Below are 18,786 nucleotides of genomic sequence, written 5' to 3'. Positions count from 1 at the left end.
GGCAGTTAAAATTTGATAATTACAATGTACTGAAACGGCTGAATTTAATAACGTTAAGTTTTGGATTTTCGATTTGAGGGAAGCTGTCTGTAGTAAAAATCTGATCGACTAAACCATCGAATACTTGTAAGCCCTTACTAAAAATGCCGTGTGTAACGTATAAAATCACATGCTCACAATTTAATTTTTTTAACTCTTGTGCAATGCCGATAAACGTTGCACCGCCGTCACAGATATCGTCAGTAATGACTGCGGTTTTACCCGATAAATCTTTTGCATTGACCTGAGCATTTTGGATTTTTCCAGTGACAGGGTCGCGTCGTTTCTCACAAAAGACCAGATCAATTTCACGATCACGAAATATATTTACAGCACTGGCAATTGTCTTTGTACGCTGTTTTGCACCTGCATCTGGGCAGACTAAAACCGTTTTCTTTGCTGTTAAAAGCTTCGCTAACATTTCATTTTTTAAAATTATTTCACTAGGCTGGACATTTTCAATGTCAAAAAAGTGTGTATTTTCATGCAAAAGTTTTTCTGTCACACCACTATGAGCATCCCAGACTTTGATGGATTTACGTTGCTGCGGAAACTTTTCATTGTTGATATTTAATAGCTTTGTCATAACTTCTAATGAAAAAGCTTGTCCAGTTGCACAAATGCGATCTTGACGCGCATAAGGGAAATAAGGGATTTCTAAATCAATTTCTAAACCTTGATTGAGCAATACATTTTCGAGCAATAAGTAATCTATGAGCTCTTGGCTATTGGTAATTTTTGCTTGAATTTGCATTGTACCTTTCAAGGTATTCAAAATTTCTGCCGAAATTTGGATATGTCTTTCACCACCCGCAAATTGGATCGTCTGTACAGGAATCAGGTTCTGTTTTGAATCTTGAATTTGAATAGACATGAATTGACTCTCATAAAGTGGCTTATTGCCAATACATATATAGTGTCATAAAGACACTTTAATTAACAAGATCCACTTACAAAAGATTACAAAGCAAAATAAAAATGGATCATGATGATTTATATTGGATTAAAGTTCTGTTATTTATAATTTTTATCCTTTACGAAGTTTGCTAATAAATAGCGTTGTTCACACAACAACTGAATGAAGGCTTACTAAGCTAAAAGCACTATATTTTCTAAGTACAGAGAAGTGTTAGAGGGATGAGCAATGAGATTAAGGCAAAGTGATAACAATAAATTTTGATTGAAATGATTTTTATGATCAGCGAAACATTCTAAGGCTGTAAAAAGTAGCAAAGATATTAGGGGCTGTGGACAATTCGTCTATGTTTGCGACTAGGTGTGTTTTGTAGGCGATACTAGGCGCGAAATACGAAATTTAGTCATTCTAAATGATGAGAAACACTGTTTCGCAAGGGAACGACGAAGCGACACAAAACACGCTAGTCCCCGCTACGCCTTGCGCTGCAAACAAAGCAGTGCTTTGTTCTTGCTCAGGGTTGTGGTTAAAATTATCTCAGGCTACGTTATGAAATTTAAAAATAGTCTCGCTATTCTCTTCATTTCCTTGCGGAGTATACTCCTCATGCCTGCTCAATTTTAACCCACAACGCAAGCCATTTATGAAATGTCCGCAGACCCTAAGAGTGTTTGAAAGAATTTGTTATCGTTGAGCCCTCATTTAACAACACATTTCAAATAATCAAGCAAGACCTGTAATTATTGAATCCACAATTTGAACGTTATTGTCGCTATTAATTTTCCCTATAAAGCTTGGTTTTCCATCAATTAGACTATATACGATAGTCGTATATTGAGCGACTGACGTTTGTCAAGATTTCGCTAACCCCCCGATTATATAATAATTATAGAAATGTTAATCTGAAAAAAGAATTGAAATCAAAGTCTTATTCGGTAAAACTGATTTTAAATAAGGGGTTGAGTTAGGCTAGATTACAACAGTGTAATAATTATACACAAATTGTTACTTTTGGGTTTTAACTTAGTTTCAACGCTTTCATAATTTAATAGCAAGCATATATGTGCAATGTTTTTTTAATGTGGTGTTTGAGAGACTACTGAAGAAAACAAGAAAAATTGATTTTTTAGCAAAGTTCTGGGGTTAAAAGGTCAAATTGTACGGATGCACATCATAAATAAGGCTAGGAGTATTTCATGAGTCTATTCACAAACCGCAAGTCATTTATTATCAAAAGCTTAGCATTAACAGTCACTGCTTTGATGGTAAATACAGCTCAAGCTGCTACTGACAGCCAAGAGATTCAACAATTACGCAATGAAGTTCAAGAATTAAAAGCATTGCTTCAACAACAGCAACAGCAAGTTCGTCTGGTCGAGTCTAAAGTTGAATCTGCACCTGCATCAGCTTCTTCAGGTTTGAAATCAAAATCTGGCGCTGACATTAACATTTACGGTTTTGTACGTGGTGATGCGAACTATATCATCGAGGGTGCAGACGATGACTTCAACAAAGTGAATGCAACGACGGGTGAAGCGAAAGATAAATTACGTGCTACTGCGAAAACTACGCGTATCGGTTTAGACTTTAATACACCTGTAGGCGATGCAAAAGTAGGTGGTAAAGTTGAAGTTGACTTTGCGGGTAATGGTGTGAATGAAAACCTTCGTATTCGTCATGCTTACTTAACTTATAACAATTGGTTATTCGGTCAAACAACGTCTAACTTCTTGTCTAGCCATGCGCCAGAAATGATTGACTTTGCAACTAACTTAGGTGGTGGTACGACACGTATTCCGCAAGTTCGTTATGCATATAACCTAGCACCGACTACAAAATTATTGGTTGCTGCTGAAGAAGGTAATAGTGCTGGCATAACTGGTACTGCAATTAAATACAGTCTTCCTGTGTTAACTGGTAAAGTAACTCAATCATATGCGGGTGGTAACGGTAACGCTTCTGCACGTGTTTTGGTGGAGAATTATAAAGACAACAATATCCGTAAAGATAAAACAGGCTGGGGTATTGGTGTAGGTACAGACTTTAAAGTTGCAGATCCTTTAAAACTTTTTGCTGATGCTTCTTATGTTGTAGGTAACAGTAACTACTTATACGGTAGTAACAGTGCTTACTCTGTGGTAAATGGTGATATTGAACAGAATGAGTTCACTGCAGTTCAAGTGGGTGGTACTTATAAAATTTTACCTAACTTGCGTTCAACTTTAGCGTATGGTGCATTGTTTGCTGACAATGGCACTGATTTCGCAAAAGCGAACCAATCTGCAAATGAGAAAGTTCAACAAGCATGGTTAAACGTGATTTACTCACCAGCGAAACCAATTGATTTGGGTATCGAGTATATCAACGGTAAGCGTGAAACTTTTGCAGGTCAATCATATAAAGATAACCGTGTGGGCTTAATGGCTAAATATAATTTCTAATTTAGACATTAGTGATTGAAAAGCCGAGGATTTTTCCTCGGCTTTTCTATTTTAATGGCATCAATAAAGTCTGCCAAAGATAGTTTTTATAACAAAATTTTTTAAATGTTTAGTTAGACATTTGTCAAAAAAAATGCATAATTGACGCTCTTTTTTTTACATGTTGATGCTGTCGGATAGATAAATCACATGTTTTGGCCTGTTCTGTAGAGCGAACGACTTATCAGGACTGTATTTCTCATTGTTTGATGAAATGATCTTTTATCAATAATAGGAGTAACATCATGACCATTTTCTTTTCTAAATATTTGCAGCATTGTAATTCAGTCTATCTTTAGTTTATTTTTTCTAAAAATCTTTGGATTTTCAAGATTGAAAATCTGCCTTTTATTTTATTTTTTTGTTGTGTCTATCAGGTGATTTAGTAACCGCTAATCTTAAGTGATTACAAAGTTTAGTAGGATGAAATGGCATCACTTTACAGCAAAAAATATAGCCTAAGCATGGATAATTATTATGGAATTTTCTTTTAATGCCTTTTATACCTTGATTGCTGCAGTCATTGTATTGTTATTGGGGCGCTTCCTTGTTAATAAAATTGAGTTTTTGCGTAAATACAATATTCCTGAGCCTGTCGCAGGTGGTTTGGTTGCCGCAATTCTGTCATTGTTGGTACACAATATATGGGGTTATAGCATTACCACCAGCAGTGAATTACAAACCAGTTTTATGTTGGTATTTTTTGCATCAATAGGTTTAAGTGCCAATTTTGCTAAATTAAAAGAAGGTGGTTTGGGCTTAGTCATTTTTCTTGTCTGTGTTGCTTCATTTATCGTGGTTCAAGACTTTGTCGGAATGGGCTTAGCCACTGCACTCGGCTTAGACCCGCTTGTTGGTTTGATTGCAGGATCAATTACCCTTACGGGTGGTCATGGTACTGCGGGTGCTTGGGGTGAAATCCTTGAAACTCAGCATGGCATACAAGGTGCATTGGCATTGGGTATGGCAAGTGCGACATTTGGTTTGATTATTGGTGGTATTATCGGGGGTCCATTGGCAAAATTGCTAATCAACCGCTACCAATTGTCTAGTCCAAAGACACAAAAAGAAGTGGATGAAACCAATCAGCAAGCAGTGACTGAACTGGGTGAATATGTTCCATTCGAGTATCCGCATCAAGTTCGTTTGATCACAGCAGATAATGCAATTACGACTTTAGGTCTTTTTGCTGCATGTTTGGCTTTTGCTGAGTTTATGACAGGATATAGTAAAGGGCAGTGGTTTGAATTACCAACATTTGTATGGGCACTTGCTGGAGGGGTTATCCTTCGTAATGTACTAGAAGGTGTTCTACGCATTAAAATGTTCGATCGCGCGATTGATGTTTTTGGAAATGCCGCATTATCGCTTTATTTGGCAATGGCTTTATTATCATTAAAGCTTTGGCAATTGGCTGATTTAGCTGGTCCTTTAGTCGTTATTCTCTCTGCTCAGACATTAACAATGGCTTTGTATGCAGCATTTGTGACATTCCGAGTCATGGGGAAAAACTACGATGCAGCCGTATTAGCAGCAGGTCATTGTGGTTTTGGTATGGGCGCAACACCAACAGCGGTTGCCAATATGCAAGCAATTACCAATATGTACGGTCCTTCACATAAAGCATTCTTAATCGTTCCTTTATGCGGTGCTTTTTTTGTCGATTTAATTAATGCGACAGTGATTCAATTGATTCTTAAATTTATTGCTTAATCTGATTGTCTTATAATGTTGTATTGAGCCAGTGAATCACTGGCTTTTTTATGCCATCGTATTCCACATATAACGCAGTAATAAAATAATAGGCACACTGATAAAGATCGAAATGTTCAGTTTTAAACTACATAACATCAGCACAGTACTGAATATGTCTTGTAGATGATTCAAGTTCTTTTCTGCCATTGGCACAATGATCGAGAGGAGAAATCCAACCACAGCGGCATTGATTAAAGTGACTGAATTTTGAATGTGAACATTGCTGATGAGTTTTGACCAATAGGGCAATGCTGTAAAAATGAAGAAGAAGGAGGGTAGAAAAATTAACAAGGTTGCTATCAATGCATTGAAGAGTGGAAATGGGCTGAGTGGTAAAAATGAACCCATATAACTGGCAAAAGTAAATAGCGGACCTGGCATAAACTGAGCCAAGGTATAGCCAAATTCAAAATTTTGCTGACTAATCATTCCTGTATGCACAAAATCTTGATACAACATTGGAAGTACAACATGCCCTCCACCAAACACTAAAGCACCCGTTTTATAAAGGTTAAATGCAGTCATTGCTCCTGTAGATGTAAAGAAAAGGGTGCCTAACCACAGTCCGAAAAAAATTAAAATAAATATGACCAGCCAGCTTATACTGTGATGATGTAAAGCGAATACAGATCGGAAGAAGATATGTTCAGTCTCGTGTTCAACAACGGATTTTGAAGGCTGAATAGAGATTACTTTATGAATAAAGATACCCAGTACCGCACTGATAAAAATGATTGCAAATTGAATCCAAGCATTTGAAAAGATAAGAAGTAATATGGCGCTCAGGGACATCAACAGAAATTGTAATTTAGTTCTACAATAACTTTTGAACATTTGCCAAAACGCAAAAATAATGATGGCAAGAATGATCGACTGTATTGCAGAAAATAAGGCTGCTGAAATCTTATAATGTTGTTGAATAAAATATGCCAAAAAGAACATAAGCAGTGTTGAAGGCAAGGTAAATCCTAGCCAAGCGACAATTGCACCTAAGTGGCGTTGGTGTAAATATCCAATCGCCATGCCCATTTGACTGCTGCTCGGACCAGGTAATAATTGGGTGAGTGCGAGTAATTGGGCATATTGTTGCTCATTCAGCCAATGTTTCTTTTCAACAAAATGCTGCTTAAAAAAGATCAAATGTGCTGCAGGACCACCAAAACTTGTACAGCCTAATTTTAAGAAAATCCAAAAGATATCAATTAGTTTTGGCATTTTTCAATAGGGTTATTTTAAGCTCAAAGATTTTTATAATATAGCCAGAAATGATGACAGTTTAAATAAATACAACAGCAATATCATAAAAAGTATGCTTAGATACATGCACATTTGGATTATGCCCTGATCTGAGAATATATGTTATTGTTAAATAAAGTTTTAATTTCTTTGTTTTGTAGTCTTTCTTTAGCTGCATGTACGCACTCACCTATAAGAAATTCTCAGGCTACAGGGGCGTCAATTCATCCAGTTTCTGAAGCATCTTCTAGATTGGACAAAAGCTTTTATCAATACCAACAGTCCTCAAAGAAAAAACCGGTGATTGCACTCGTTTTAGGGAGTGGTGGCGCTCGTGGCTATGCACATATTGGCGTGATTGAGGTATTGGAACAGCACGGTATTAAACCTGACTTTATTGTGGGAACCAGTGCGGGCAGTATTGTCGGTTCAATTTATGCCAGTGGCAAATCAGCTGAACAATTACGTCAAATCGCTTTAGATATGAAAGTGGGGGATGTGCGTGACTTTAAGATCGGCATGAAAGGCTTTTTTGATGGGCAAAAAGTTGAAGATTATGTCAACAAACAAATCAATCAAATGCCTTTAGAAAAAATGAAAATCCCGATGTATGTGGTCGCAACAGAACTACAGCATGGCGAAAAGACCATTTTTAATTATGGCAACACAGGGCAAGCGGTGAGAGCTTCTGTTTCAATTCCAAGTATGTTTATTCCGACCATGATACACGGCAAAGAGTATGTGGATGGTGGCTTAGTCAGTCCTGTACCTGTCAATATTGCTAAAGAATTAGGTGCGGATGTGGTCATTGCTGTTGATATTTTGGCACAGCCTGCCAATACAGAAACAACCAATGTTTGGGGTTTGTTTAATCAAAATATTAATATTATGCAAAACAAATTGGCTGCTGAAGAGTTAAAAAATGCAGATATTGTGATTCAGCCTGATTTAAGAGAAAAAGCGCATATCTTTGATGTGAAAGGTCGTCAAGATACCATGCAAGCGGGTATTGATGCTGCCAATCAACGTATTCATGATTTAGAGGTTGTTATTGCCAGTAAGAAAAGTCCTGAAAATATTTCGCAGCATTATCAAGTACAGAATTAAAGTTTAATTTATACTTTTTCGTCATACTTAGATTGTGTAGAGATACAGTTAGATCGGATAGCGCCGTATTATTGTGTTTTGAATGGAGCAATCAAATGCTCAATTGCATGAGGTCACATCAGGTTTTCATTTAATTGCCCAATTCACCTAAGTAAATTCAAAATTTTTTGTCAGTTTGGCAATACTGTTTGAAACGGCTATTGCCTACAAGATGTCATCAATCTCAAAAATAGTTGATAAACCAATAAGCTATATTCCAAATAAATGAAGATGTTTTTAGTCATAAGTTGAGAGAATGGTCAATTGCCGAATTAAGCATGTTTTTTGGTAGAAAAGATATATAATAATAGTCACAAATCTCCTGCCTAAAATAGAGTCTAGAATACGATGTCTCCATTAGATCAATTGATCCCAGCTACAGATGACCAGTCAGAATTAACCATGTCCGTTTTGATGACCCCAGATATGGCAAACTTTTCAGGTAATGTACATGGTGGAACCATCCTCAAGTTGCTTGACCAAGTCGCTTATGCCTGTGCAAGCCGTTATTCTGGTAGTTATGTTGTTACGCTTTCTGTAGATAAAGTTAATTTTAAAGAACCGATCCATGTTGGTGAGATGGTCACCTTTCTAGCAAGTGTCAACCATGTTGGTCGTACTTCAATGGAAATTGGTATCCGAGTGGAAGCTCAAAATATTCAGAAAAGAACGGTTCGTCATACCAACAGTTGTTATTTCACCATGGTTGCGGTTGATGAAAATGGTAAACCAAAACAAATTCCTGCATTGAATTTGGATAATGATTGGAAACGTTGTCGTTTTGAGGCTGCGGAGCATCGTAAAGTTGCACGTTTGCAAGAAAACCATCATCCTTCTTGCAGTATTTATAAAAAGTCATCGCACAATTAATTGCTTACAACAAAAAACCTCTGATTACAGAGGTTTATTTTTGATTATCAATGTATTTAAAACAGCATCAGTACAAGATTTGCTGATCATATCAATCTGTTGATTAATTCACTTTGTTGAGTACGTGACCATCTACAGTCATTGTCCAAGATCCTTCAGCGGTTTGTTGAGGTGCTTGTGAAACTTTAAATTCTGTTGAGAGAGGTCCAACGCCAGCACTAAAGTTATTGCCTTCAAATTTAGAAATTGGAGCAGATACAGATGAGCTTGAATTCGGTTGTTTATTGCTATATTCAACGCGCCCTTCAGGAGTAATCATCAAATTGACACGACCATCCTCACTTTGCCAAGTACCCGAATAATTTTGCTTGTCTACAGGCAATGGTTTTCCACATGCTGTCAGTAATATGCTTAATAAGCCAAGACCTATAAATTTTTTTAACATAGAGTTTTCCTCTTTGATCTTTATTTCACAGATTTTATTTATAAATTTCCCAAATTGAATCGTGTCATTTGAGACCGAAGTATTATAGCCGAATTATCAGTGGATACTCGCCACAATAACAAACTGTAGCATTGAGCAATATTGAGACTAAAATATAACCGTGAGCGTCTCAACGAGTATAATTTTTTTGTTGTATTGATGAGTGACAGCCTTACAGCGCTTTTTTAAAATCAGAAATGTGGGCGGTTTAAATTTAATCTAAGTGCTCTATCCTCATGATCTGTTTTTTATGCATATAAACTAAGCGAATTTGGGTTATAGTGAATGCCTAATAAAAATTATTTAAAAACAGTGATTGAATCATACTGAGAATTATTTGGAGCACTTATGAGAACAGATTTAAAAGATCGCCATTATTTTGATGTGTATATTCAACTAAACTTGGATGATATTGCATTTATGAACAGTGTTTAAAATCAGCTGATCAGAAAGAACAACGTATACCTGCTATCAAACATCAAGTCTTCAATATATCTTTGCATATGGTGATTGCACAGTATTCAGCAGATTTTAGCTCTGAACAAATGAAAGATTCATTTTTAGATCTTATTCCACGATTTGAAGCAGGTTGGTGCAATACTGAAAACAATGATAATAAAATTTACTTTGATGGTTATATTCAGGCACTCTGGATGGTTTCTCTAGCAATTTTATTGGATGTTGCCGTGGGTGATTTTCAACGAATCGTAAATACTTTAGAGGGTAAAAACAGCCAAGATATGATTTTAGATGTATTGATTTCCACTCAATTGCCTAGACAAAAATCTGAGCAATTACTTTATCCACAAAAATTTGAATTTATAAAAAAGTTAATAGATACACAGAATATAGAGGGATTTAAAGATTATCTGGATCGCAAGTGGTATCCAAGTATGAAACAGACATATTGGTTTGATCTTGATAAAAATAAGAATGATGTTTTCTTTGGTTATTGGCGTTTTGAAAGTGCGGCAATTGTTAAGCTTTTAAAATTGGATGATACGATACTCAAGGGGCAACGATATTATCCTTTCGATTTGATTCATCAGCATTAAATCACGCCAATTAAATCACAAATAGTTAAATCATGAATCTTTAACGCTTGCTTTGTGATGAGCATGATATTCATTGATCTCAATATTTTATCCGGAATAATAGAAGCAAAATTGTTTAGAGCTGAGCAGATGGAGATCATGATCAGTGGCGTGAATGTTGGCTGAGCATTGTGCATCATAAGAAAAAATAAAAAGACTGAATCGCAGCATGACCCAGTCTTTTTATTCAAATTGTCTTTACAGACAATTCAATTGCTAACTCGGGAGGAGTTTAAATCTTATTGACCCGCTTGAGGAGCTGAAGTCGCTGGTGCTTCTGCAGCACTTTCAGTCGCTGGTTGAGCAGTTGGTTGTCCAGCAGCTTGAGCATCTTCAGTAGCAGCTGGTTGCTCTTGAGTTGATACGACAACTTTTTCTGCTTCTGTTGCAGCTGTATCTGTTGCAGCAAAAGTTGAGAAAGCAGTGAAAGCAAGCGTAGTCGCTAAAAGTGTTTTAACAAGTTTCATATTGGCATCCTTAATTCATAAAATTAATCGTAAAGCGACCTGTGAAAGCAGTCGTGTGTTAAATGCGTTGCAGTTCACAGGGAGTAGAGTCATGCTAAGTGCAGATGAAAAATTGGGCAACCTCAGCAACAAAGCATAACAAGGTGGATTACATATTTAAAACAAATCATTGTATTGTGTTGCTTTTTTGTGATTATTCTACTTTTTTTGCAATGCTAAAATGTATGTAAATATGAAAAAATGATTAAAAAATATACCAGTTGGTTACTGTAAATAACATTGATTATATGATCTTAATGAATGCTATATTGGACTTTTGGATTATTATTGTAATTTTAATTTAAAAAATAGATTTAAAATTTGAAACTATTGGCAAATTTTACGTAATAATGGAGAGAGTCGAGTATAGCCATTCATATGTTTATTTTATTAGGTTGGGTGATATTTTGAAGATTTTTACTGAAAAAGCAGTTAAAACTCACATTATTTCTGGCTTTTTGGGTGCAGGAAAAACAACCTTACTACAGCATTTGCTGCAACAAAAACCTGAGGGAGAAACTTGGGCGATTTTAATGAATGAGTTTGGGCAAATTGGTGTTGACCAGCAACTATTGCCTCAAGACTCTGGTTATGAAGTCAAAGAGTTATTGGGGGGGTGCTTATGCTGTGCTGGGCAACTTCCCATGCAAATTGCATTATCTCGCTTAATTTTTGATAAGCGTCCAGATCGGCTATTTATAGAACCTACAGGTTTAGGACATCCTGCACAACTTTTGGAACAATTGACAGAACCCCAGTGGCAAGCACAAATTGATATGCGAGCATTGGTTACTGTCATTGATGGTAGTCGATTAAATGACCAACAATGGATAAGTCAAGAACTCTATCAAGATCAATTAAAAGCTGCGCAATTGGTGGTAGTTTCTCATACAGATCTGATGTCTGAATCCGATTTCTTGGCTTTAGATGAATTCAAAAAGGACTATTTTGCTTATATTCAAACTTGGTTGCTTGCAGAGCAAGGACATTTGGATATTCAACAGTTAGATGTTGCTCATCAGGGAATCCAACGTAAAGTTCTGCCTTTGATTCAAGCACAAAAAAAATTAACTGCTGAATATGAACTGCCCGTGATAAAACAGTTGCCTTATCACTATGTAGAAACTTCAAATGGTTATACGGTGGTTGGTTGGAAATTTTCAAAACGTTGGCAATTCGATTTTTACCAATTATTAGATGTTTTGTGTGAGCAAACAGATTGGTTAAGAATTAAAGGTATTTTTAATACCGATCAAGGTTGGATGACTTTTAATTTTAACCCAGACCATATCAACTATAAATCAGGTGAGGAAAGTATAGATAATCGTATAGAGCTCATTACACAACATGATCGTGATTGGGAAAGCCTAGAAAATGCTTTACTGAATTGTAGGATAGACCTATTGGAAAAAACGCAGTAATCCAATGCAAAATCTTATAGACTGTGCGCCATATTGAAGAACTTTTGGAATTTTCATGGCATTAAAAGCAACAATTTATAAGGCTGACCTCAATATTGCCAATATGGATGTGCATCAATATGGTGATTATCAATTGACCATGGCTTTGCACCCGTCTGAAACGATTGAGCGTTTGATGGTCCGTGTATTGGCATTTGCTCGTTTTGCAGATGAACAACTGGAATTTACCAAAGATTTGTTTGAAACAGATGAGCCTGCATTATGGGAAAAAGATTTGACTGGTCAATTGGTCAAATGGATTGAGGTAGGTTTGCCTGACGAAGATAAAGTCAAAAAAGCTGCGGCACGTTGTAAGGACGTTGCTGTGGTGGCTTATGGAACATCTGTTGCAGAATGGTATAAAAGAAGTTCCAAGTTAAAAACATTGTCCAATGTTCAGGTTTGGCAATTGTCTGAAGCCAGTACAACTGCGGTCCAAGCTTTATGTCAACGTACGATGCAGTTGCAATTAAATGTGATGGATGGTGAATGGACTTTAATTGGAGATGATGCTCAAGCTGTGATTGAGTGGACTCAACTTCAATAATGCTCAAGATGAAATAAAATATACTGAGAAAAAGCAGGCGAATCGCTTGCTTTTTTTTGCTTAAATTTCGTATATCTAAAGTGATCGAACATCTACATGTTGAATGACATATGAACAACGACATCTACCATTTACTAATGGCATTGGCAATTGGCGCAATTATTGGTGCAGAGCGTGAGTATCGCAGTAAGTCGGCTGGGTTGAGAACGATGATCATGGTCAGCCTAGCATCCTGCTTATTCACTATTCTTTCCATTAAGATTGGTGTTGAAAACCCAGATCGTTTGGCTGCTAATATTTTGACAGGACTAGGCTTTTTAGGTGCAGGTGTTATTTTTAAAGATGATAATCGGATTTCAGGTATCACCACAGCAACGACCATCTGGATGGTAGCAGCGCTGGGAATGGCGGCAGGAGCAGGTTATGAATATTTAGCATTTATTGGAACAATATTGGTGCTGATTGTCTTAATATTTCTGGTGTATTTTCAAGATAAAATTGAAGCCATTCACCAATCTCGTAATTATCGGATCTTATGTGATTACCAACAAGAAACTTTAGATAAATATGAAGAATTATTTAAACAGTACAATATGAAAGTTCTTCGTGGAGTACAAAATAAGACAGAAAAGCAGATTATTGGTCGTTGGGTGGTTATCGGTTCTGCACAAAATCATAAGAAATTAACGCATTATTTATTGTTAGATCCAAACATTAAAGAGCTCAGCTTTTAACAGAAACACAATCTATTGTTGTTACAACGTCAGTATTTATTCATCCAAAATTCAGCTTAACAGCGTAGTTTAATTTTTATAAAAATATTGGAGTTAACAAATGCGTGATCCTTTTGAACGAGTTTGCAGTTTTAACCAACCACGAGATGCACAATTTACTGCGATTAAATATAAATTGATGACCAGCAGCGCATTTCGTTTTTTCCGAGGTTCATGTCATTTATATTATGAAGATTTAGCAACTCAACAGACTTGGACCGATCAAATGACCACATGGATCTGCGGTGATTTACATGTGGAAAATTTCGGGAGTTACCGCAGTCGTCATCAAGTGGTTTATTTTGATTTAAATGATTTTGATGAAGCCATATTGGCTCATCCAACTTGGGATGTTTCTCGATTTATTTGTAGTGTCTTTTTGGCAGGTAAAGCACTGAATATCAAAGATGATGATTTAAAAATAATCGCTGAACAGCTATTAGATGAATATTTAAAAGCACTTGCTTTTGGAAAAGCCTACGCGGTCGAAAAAGAAACCGTAGATGGGATGTTAAAGAAATATATTCAAACAGTTTCTGAACGAGATTTTTTTGAGTTTATTGAAACGCACTCATCTTTAGATAAAAAAACTCAGCAACGTTACTTAAACATAGACCAAAAGAAGTATTTTAAGGTTGATTCAAAACAACGCTATGTTGAATTGATGGCGATGTTTACTGGCTATTTAAATACCCATAATTTGCAGTCTCCCTCCCATTTTCAAGTATTAGATGTTGCGATACGTGTCGCTGGAACGGGGAGTATTGGTTTAGATCGTTATGTGTTTCTGGTCTATGATATTGAAAATAAAAAATATGCCTTGTTTGATGTGAAGCAAGCTAAAGCATCATCATTGAGTTTGTCGCCTTTTTTAAAAATTGAACAGCCTAAATGGGAAGATCAAGCACAACGTATTCAGTGTATTCAAACACTCATGCAGTATGAAACACCAGCTGAATTATCTAGGCTTGATTTTGATGGTCAAGCTTATATTGTCAAAGCTTTACAACCAGAACAGGATAAAATTGATTTTAAACAGTGTGTAGATAAACCCAAGAGGTTTACAGATGCCTGTTATAACATGGCACGCTTACTCGCCTATGCCCAATTACGCTCAGCAGGACGTAAAGGTTCTTCAAATGCAGATGAATTAATCAATTTTGCACAACATGCAGAACTTTGGAAAACGCAATTGTTGAAATACACGTATAATTATGCACAACAAGTTGGGCAAGATTATCAAAGCTTTTGTAAAAGTTATGCTGCTGCAATGGCGGACTCTGACAAGGCTCCCCAATAATCATCTAATCATGAATAGGAATAATGTATGTCAAATGAATTAGAAATCATTGATCTAAAAGTTGGTGAAGGTAAAGAAGCTGTAAAAGGGGCTTTGATTACCACACACTATACGGGTTGGTTGGAAGATGGTACCAAGTTTGATTCTTCAATTGATCGTGGCAATTATTTTGAAACTGTGATTGGAACAGGTCGTGTGATTAAAGGTTGGGATCAAGGAATCATGGGAATGAAAGTGGGCGGGAAGCGTAAGTTAATCGTGCCTTCACACTTGGCATATGGTGAACGTAAAATGGGTAAAATTATTCCTGCGAACTCTAATCTGATTTTTGAAATAGAGTTGTTTGATGTAAAAACACGTGACTAAGTAGATTAAATTTCCTTGATACAAGGATTTTAAAACAATCAATAGAGGTCAAAAGACCTCTATTTTTGTATCTTAAAAACACAATGAATGGACAGAAAAAAGAGTGAGATTAAATGCTAAATATTGCTCCATTTTTTCTTCATATTTCAATGCTATAAAAATATATTGTCAGTGCTATTTTAATCGCTTATAGATTTGTAATAGTGTGATTTTAAACACAATTTAAAGACATTGTTGTTTATTAATTGATCAATGTTTAACAATCCTCTACAATACTTTTGTCCTAAAAGTGTTTAAATGATGCAAATAAATAATTCTGCTCAGAGTTATTTTTTAAGATTCGTTTCAGTTTTATTCTTTTAAATCATCGCTGTAAAACGTCTGTTTTAATTCGCCTTAAAAAAGGATTTTAGTGTTTCAGAAATGAAGTGCTATAGGCGGGTTCAGATTTAAAACAATGATGATCGAGTATTTAAATATATGCTAAGCCGTTACTTTTCTCCTTCAGCGATGATATGCGTAACACTATTGTTTTCATCCTTTTATAATAGTGCTATGGCAGAAGTAGACCAAGTTGCTACTGAAACTCCTATTGAGCATGAACTACCTAAGATTGATTTAAATACGCTGACAATTATTGGTTATCATGAAATTACGCCAAATCATGATGCCGTCATTCCTGATTATGCAGTAACCACAAAGCAGTTTGAATTGCATTTAGACTGGTTACAGAAAAACGGCTATCACTTTGTCAATGTTGACCAAATTATTAAAGCCAATGAAGGTAAGTTTAAATTACCGACCAAACCCGTTTTATTGACTGTCGATGATGGTTATCAGTCTTTTTATCAATATGGCTTTCCAGTAATTAAACAACGCAAGATTCCAGTTGTATTGGCTGTTGTGGGTTCTTGGCTAGAACCAAAAGCCAATGAAATGGTTCAATTTGGTGATGATAAATTACCACGTAAGAAACTTTTGTCTTGGGATGAACTGAAAACCATGCAAAAGAGCGGTTATGTGGAAATTGGTAGCCATAGCTATAACTTACACCGGGGTATTTTAGGCAATCCTCAAGGGAATTCTGAGCCTGCTGCGGTAACACGTGAATATTATCCAAAAAGTAAAACCTATGAATCGGATAAAGTCTATGCAGATCGTATTTTTAATGATTTGAAAAAGAACAATAAAGTATTGCAATCACATGGTTTAAAAGCTCCACGCGTGATGGTGTGGCCATATGGTCGCTATAATATGGAAACAGTTGCATTGGCTAAAAAAGTAGGTATGCCAATAACAATTAGTTTGGATGATGGTCCTGATCATATTGAAAAATCATTAGGTCATTTAAACCGCATCTTGGTTGAAGGCAATATGACTACTGATGCTTTGGCGCAAGAAATCCAAAGTCGTCAAATGAATTTTACTGACAACAACCGTCCGCAAAAAGTGATGCATGTCGACCTTGATTATATTTATGATCCAGACGAAGCACAGCAAGAGAAGAATTTAGGACATTTATTAGATCGTATTCGTGAAATGAATGTGACCACAGTATTCTTACAAGCCTTTGCTGATCCAGATGCAAACGGTTCTGCTGACATGGTCTATTTCCCGAACCGTTATCTTCCAATGCGTGCAGATTTATTTAACCGTGTTGCTTGGCAAATTCAAACCCGGACGCATGTGAGTCGTTTATATGCTTGGATGCCGTTGTTGGCTTGGGATTTACCTGCATCAAATCCAGCCTCTAAAGATGTTGTGGTAACTCAACAAGCCAAAGACAGTGATCATCTCAACATGGGTTATCACCGTTTGAGCCCTTATTCTCCTGAAGCACGTAAAGTGATCGAAGGTATATATCAGGATTTAGCAAAGTCGACGACTTTTGATGGAATTTTATTCCATGATGATGCAACCTTATCCGATTATGAAGATGCAAGCCCTCAAGCGATCCAAGCCTATCAAAAAATTGGCTTACCTGCGGATTTAGAAGAAATTCGTAATGATGATGCGAAACTACAAAAATGGACTGATTTTAAAACCAAGACAATCGACAGTTTTGCAATGGATTTGGCGCAGAAAGCACGTTATTACCAACCATTTTTACTCACAGCTCGTAACTTGTATGCGCAGGTGGCACTGTCTGCATATTCTGAAAACTGGTATGCGCAGTCTTTAGAACAGTCACTTAAAAATTATGACTTCACTGCAATCATGGCAATGCCTTATATGGAGCAAGCCCCTGACGCAACTAAATTCTATAAAGATTTAGTGCAACGTGTGAAGAAGCAACCCAATGGGATCAAAAAGACAATTTTTGAGTTACAGGCAGTAAACTGGCGTAATAACCAGAAAATTCCGACTTCTGAAATTACTCAAACAATTCAGTCCTTGTACCAACAAGGGGTGATGCATGTGGGTTATTATCCAGATGATCCGATTGAAGATCATCCAAATACTGCCGAGATGCGTAAAGTATTTGATTCTAAACCACAACGATTGGTTCCTTAAGGTGTGATATGAGCGCAATCCAGCACCTGTGGCAGTCCTTATTAAATTTTATCTTCTATTATCCATTATTTATGTCATATCTATGGATGATTGGTGCTTTAATTTTCTATTGGAAAGAGCGTAAAGAGCCTCCATATACTCAGCCAGCAGCTTTAGAAGAATATCCTTTAGTTGCAGTGCTTGTTCCTTGTTTTAATGAGCAGGATAATGCTGACGAAACCATCAGCCATGCATTAAAGTTGAATTATCCCAATTTCGAAGTTATTGCAATCAATGATGGAAGCTCTGACAATACAGCCGAGATTCTCAATCAATTGGCATTGAAGTACGACAAACTGCGTGTTGTACATTTGGCCGAAAACCAAGGTAAAGCGATGGCTTTACAAGCGGGGAGTTTGCTTACTGAGGCTGAGTTCTTGATCGGGATTGATGGTGATGCTTTGCTTGATCCACATGCTGCACAATGGATGATTCGTCATTTCTTAAATAATCCAACCGTTGCAGCGGTTACAGGTAACCCTCGTATTCGTACACGTTCAACTTTGCTTGGGCGCATTCAAGTCGGTGAATTTTCTTCGATTGTCGGAATGATTAAGCGTGCGCAAAGAACCTTTGGACGTCTATTTACTGTATCAGGTGTGATCACGGCTTTTCGAAAAAGTGCTGTACATGAAGTAGGGTATTGGTCACCCAATATGCTGACTGAAGATATTGATGTCACTTGGAAGCTGCATCGTGCAGGTTGGGATGTCAAATTTGAACCTAATGCATTGGTGTGGATTTTGATGCCTGAAACCTTTAATGGTTTATGGAAACAACGTTTACGTTGGGCAATGGGTGGTGCGCAAGTTTTAATTAAGAATATAGATGTATTATTCAAACCGAAACTGAATTTTTTATGGCCTTTGATTATTGAGTTGATTCTAACACTGGTCTGGTCATATTTAATGTTGATTATGGTGATTTTCTGGATATTACATTTGGTTCTTCCTTATGCTGGATTCCCAGCGATGAGTTCTCCATTATTACCGATGGGAACAGGAATCTTACTCGGTATGACTTGTTTATTACAGTTTGCAATCAGCAAATGGATGGACAGTCGTTATGAATCAAGTTTGGCAAAAAACTATTATTGGATGATTTGGTATCCTTTTGTATTTTGGTTGATTACCGTAACGGCAAGTATTGTGGCATTTCCTAAAGTTCTTTTACGTGGTGACAGTAAACGAGCACGTTGGGTAAGTCCTGACCGTGGGATGCGACAAGATGACTAAAAGGTTAAATAACTTAAGCCAATATC

General features: G+C 36.6%; 16 protein-coding genes. 12 read left to right on the top strand and 4 right to left on the bottom strand.

Features of this window, described 5'->3' with window-relative positions:
* Positions 1–19 precede the first annotated feature (19 nt).
* Positions 20–913, bottom strand: a complete 894-nt coding sequence (gene prs, locus TOL5_RS16845) for a ribose-phosphate diphosphokinase (RefSeq protein WP_199995805.1) — start codon at positions 911–913, stop codon at positions 20–22.
* Positions 914–2,151: 1,238 nt separating this feature from the next.
* Here prs and TOL5_RS16840 point away from each other — a divergent pair.
* Both TOL5_RS16840 and gltS read left to right on the top strand, forming a co-directional pair.
* A complete protein-coding gene (locus TOL5_RS16840; protein ID WP_004828082.1) occupies positions 2,152–3,396 on the top strand; it encodes a DcaP family trimeric outer membrane transporter in 1,245 nt (414 codons plus the stop codon).
* Between the two features lie 516 nt (positions 3,397–3,912).
* Positions 3,913–5,148 carry a sodium/glutamate symporter gene (gene gltS / locus TOL5_RS16835; protein ID WP_004828084.1) on the top strand — a complete coding sequence of 412 codons (1,236 nt, stop codon included), beginning with the start codon at positions 3,913–3,915 and terminating at the stop codon, positions 5,146–5,148.
* A gap of 48 nt (positions 5,149–5,196) precedes the next feature.
* On the opposite strand, the gene chrA is transcribed toward gltS, so the two are convergent.
* Entirely contained in the window at positions 5,197–6,405 is a 1,209-nt protein-coding gene (gene chrA / locus TOL5_RS16830; RefSeq protein ID WP_199995804.1) for a chromate efflux transporter, read from the bottom strand.
* 141 nt (positions 6,406–6,546) lie between these two features.
* Between chrA and TOL5_RS16825 the strand changes: the two genes are divergently transcribed.
* Positions 6,547–7,533 carry a patatin-like phospholipase family protein gene (locus tag TOL5_RS16825; protein ID WP_151780950.1) on the top strand — a complete coding sequence of 329 codons (987 nt, stop codon included), beginning with the start codon at positions 6,547–6,549 and terminating at the stop codon, positions 7,531–7,533.
* 387 nt (positions 7,534–7,920) lie between these two features.
* The gene (locus tag TOL5_RS16820; protein WP_004828090.1) at positions 7,921–8,442 is read left to right on the top strand and encodes an acyl-CoA thioesterase; all 522 of its coding nucleotides are present in this window, start codon (positions 7,921–7,923) and stop codon (positions 8,440–8,442) included.
* 103 nt (positions 8,443–8,545) lie between these two features.
* Here the strand turns inward: TOL5_RS16820 and TOL5_RS16815 are convergent, their stop codons facing one another.
* Positions 8,546–8,887 carry a hypothetical protein gene (locus TOL5_RS16815; protein WP_004828092.1) on the bottom strand — a complete coding sequence of 114 codons (342 nt, stop codon included), beginning with the start codon at positions 8,885–8,887 and terminating at the stop codon, positions 8,546–8,548.
* Between the two features lie 455 nt (positions 8,888–9,342).
* On the opposite strand from TOL5_RS16815, the gene TOL5_RS16810 reads away from it, so the two are divergent.
* Complete coding sequence (locus tag TOL5_RS16810; RefSeq protein WP_228740321.1) at positions 9,343–9,981, top strand: PoNe immunity protein domain-containing protein; 639 nt, start codon at positions 9,343–9,345, stop codon at positions 9,979–9,981.
* Positions 9,982–10,259: 278 nt separating this feature from the next.
* On the opposite strand, the gene TOL5_RS16805 is transcribed toward TOL5_RS16810, so the two are convergent.
* Entirely contained in the window at positions 10,260–10,487 is a 228-nt protein-coding gene (locus TOL5_RS16805) for a hypothetical protein (RefSeq protein ID WP_005030824.1), read from the bottom strand.
* 446 nt (positions 10,488–10,933) lie between these two features.
* Here TOL5_RS16805 and TOL5_RS16800 point away from each other — a divergent pair, with 446 nt between their 5' ends.
* The 7 genes from TOL5_RS16800 to pgaC all read left to right on the top strand — a co-directional run bounded on the left by TOL5_RS16800 (position 10,934) and on the right by pgaC (position 18,760).
* Complete coding sequence (locus TOL5_RS16800) at positions 10,934–11,947, top strand: CobW family GTP-binding protein (RefSeq protein WP_171497206.1); 1,014 nt, start codon at positions 10,934–10,936, stop codon at positions 11,945–11,947.
* Positions 11,948–12,002: 55 nt separating this feature from the next.
* Positions 12,003–12,533 (top strand): YaeQ family protein, encoded by a 531-nt coding sequence (locus tag TOL5_RS16795; protein WP_199995803.1) that lies wholly within the window; start codon positions 12,003–12,005, stop codon positions 12,531–12,533.
* Positions 12,534–12,643: 110 nt separating this feature from the next.
* Positions 12,644–13,267 (top strand): MgtC/SapB family protein, encoded by a 624-nt coding sequence (locus tag TOL5_RS16790; protein WP_004828100.1) that lies wholly within the window; start codon positions 12,644–12,646, stop codon positions 13,265–13,267.
* A gap of 100 nt (positions 13,268–13,367) precedes the next feature.
* Positions 13,368–14,606 carry a DUF2252 domain-containing protein gene (locus TOL5_RS16785; protein ID WP_199995802.1) on the top strand — a complete coding sequence of 413 codons (1,239 nt, stop codon included), beginning with the start codon at positions 13,368–13,370 and terminating at the stop codon, positions 14,604–14,606.
* 27 nt (positions 14,607–14,633) lie between these two features.
* The gene (locus TOL5_RS16780; RefSeq protein ID WP_004828104.1) at positions 14,634–14,972 is read left to right on the top strand and encodes an FKBP-type peptidyl-prolyl cis-trans isomerase; all 339 of its coding nucleotides are present in this window, start codon (positions 14,634–14,636) and stop codon (positions 14,970–14,972) included.
* Between the two features lie 480 nt (positions 14,973–15,452).
* The gene (pgaB, locus tag TOL5_RS16775) at positions 15,453–17,486 is read left to right on the top strand and encodes a poly-beta-1,6-N-acetyl-D-glucosamine N-deacetylase PgaB (RefSeq protein WP_004828105.1); all 2,034 of its coding nucleotides are present in this window, start codon (positions 15,453–15,455) and stop codon (positions 17,484–17,486) included.
* A gap of 8 nt (positions 17,487–17,494) precedes the next feature.
* A complete protein-coding gene (pgaC, locus tag TOL5_RS16770) occupies positions 17,495–18,760 on the top strand; it encodes a poly-beta-1,6-N-acetyl-D-glucosamine synthase (protein ID WP_199979119.1) in 1,266 nt (421 codons plus the stop codon).
* Positions 18,761–18,786: the final 26 nt, after the last annotated feature.

Origin of the sequence: Acinetobacter sp. Tol 5, from assembly GCF_019702905.1 — a bacterium.
In the GTDB taxonomy this organism is placed as follows: Bacteria; Pseudomonadota; Gammaproteobacteria; order Pseudomonadales; family Moraxellaceae; genus Acinetobacter; species Acinetobacter bereziniae.
This window is presented reverse-complemented; position numbering and strand designations above follow the sequence as displayed.

Excerpts from the sequence above, each read along its gene's own strand:
- TOL5_RS16840 (WP_004828082.1), top strand. The coding sequence starts at position 2,152 with ATGAGTCTATTCACAAACCGCAAGTCATTTATTATCAAAAGCTTAGCA.
- prs (WP_199995805.1), bottom strand. The coding sequence starts at position 913 with ATGTCTATTCAAATTCAAGATTCAAAACAGAACCTGATTCCTGTACAG.
- TOL5_RS16820 (WP_004828090.1), top strand. The coding sequence starts at position 7,921 with ATGTCTCCATTAGATCAATTGATCCCAGCTACAGATGACCAGTCAGAA.
- gltS (WP_004828084.1), top strand. The coding sequence starts at position 3,913 with ATGGAATTTTCTTTTAATGCCTTTTATACCTTGATTGCTGCAGTCATT.
- TOL5_RS16815 (WP_004828092.1), bottom strand. The coding sequence starts at position 8,887 with ATGTTAAAAAAATTTATAGGTCTTGGCTTATTAAGCATATTACTGACA.
- TOL5_RS16805 (WP_005030824.1), bottom strand. The coding sequence starts at position 10,487 with ATGAAACTTGTTAAAACACTTTTAGCGACTACGCTTGCTTTCACTGCT.
- TOL5_RS16785 (WP_199995802.1), top strand. The coding sequence starts at position 13,368 with ATGCGTGATCCTTTTGAACGAGTTTGCAGTTTTAACCAACCACGAGAT.
- TOL5_RS16790 (WP_004828100.1), top strand. The coding sequence starts at position 12,644 with ATGAACAACGACATCTACCATTTACTAATGGCATTGGCAATTGGCGCA.
- TOL5_RS16780 (WP_004828104.1), top strand. The coding sequence starts at position 14,634 with ATGTCAAATGAATTAGAAATCATTGATCTAAAAGTTGGTGAAGGTAAA.
- TOL5_RS16795 (WP_199995803.1), top strand. The coding sequence starts at position 12,003 with ATGGCATTAAAAGCAACAATTTATAAGGCTGACCTCAATATTGCCAAT.
- TOL5_RS16825 (WP_151780950.1), top strand. The coding sequence starts at position 6,547 with ATGTTATTGTTAAATAAAGTTTTAATTTCTTTGTTTTGTAGTCTTTCT.
- pgaC (WP_199979119.1), top strand. The coding sequence starts at position 17,495 with ATGAGCGCAATCCAGCACCTGTGGCAGTCCTTATTAAATTTTATCTTC.
- pgaB (WP_004828105.1), top strand. The coding sequence starts at position 15,453 with ATGCTAAGCCGTTACTTTTCTCCTTCAGCGATGATATGCGTAACACTA.
- chrA (WP_199995804.1), bottom strand. The coding sequence starts at position 6,405 with ATGCCAAAACTAATTGATATCTTTTGGATTTTCTTAAAATTAGGCTGT.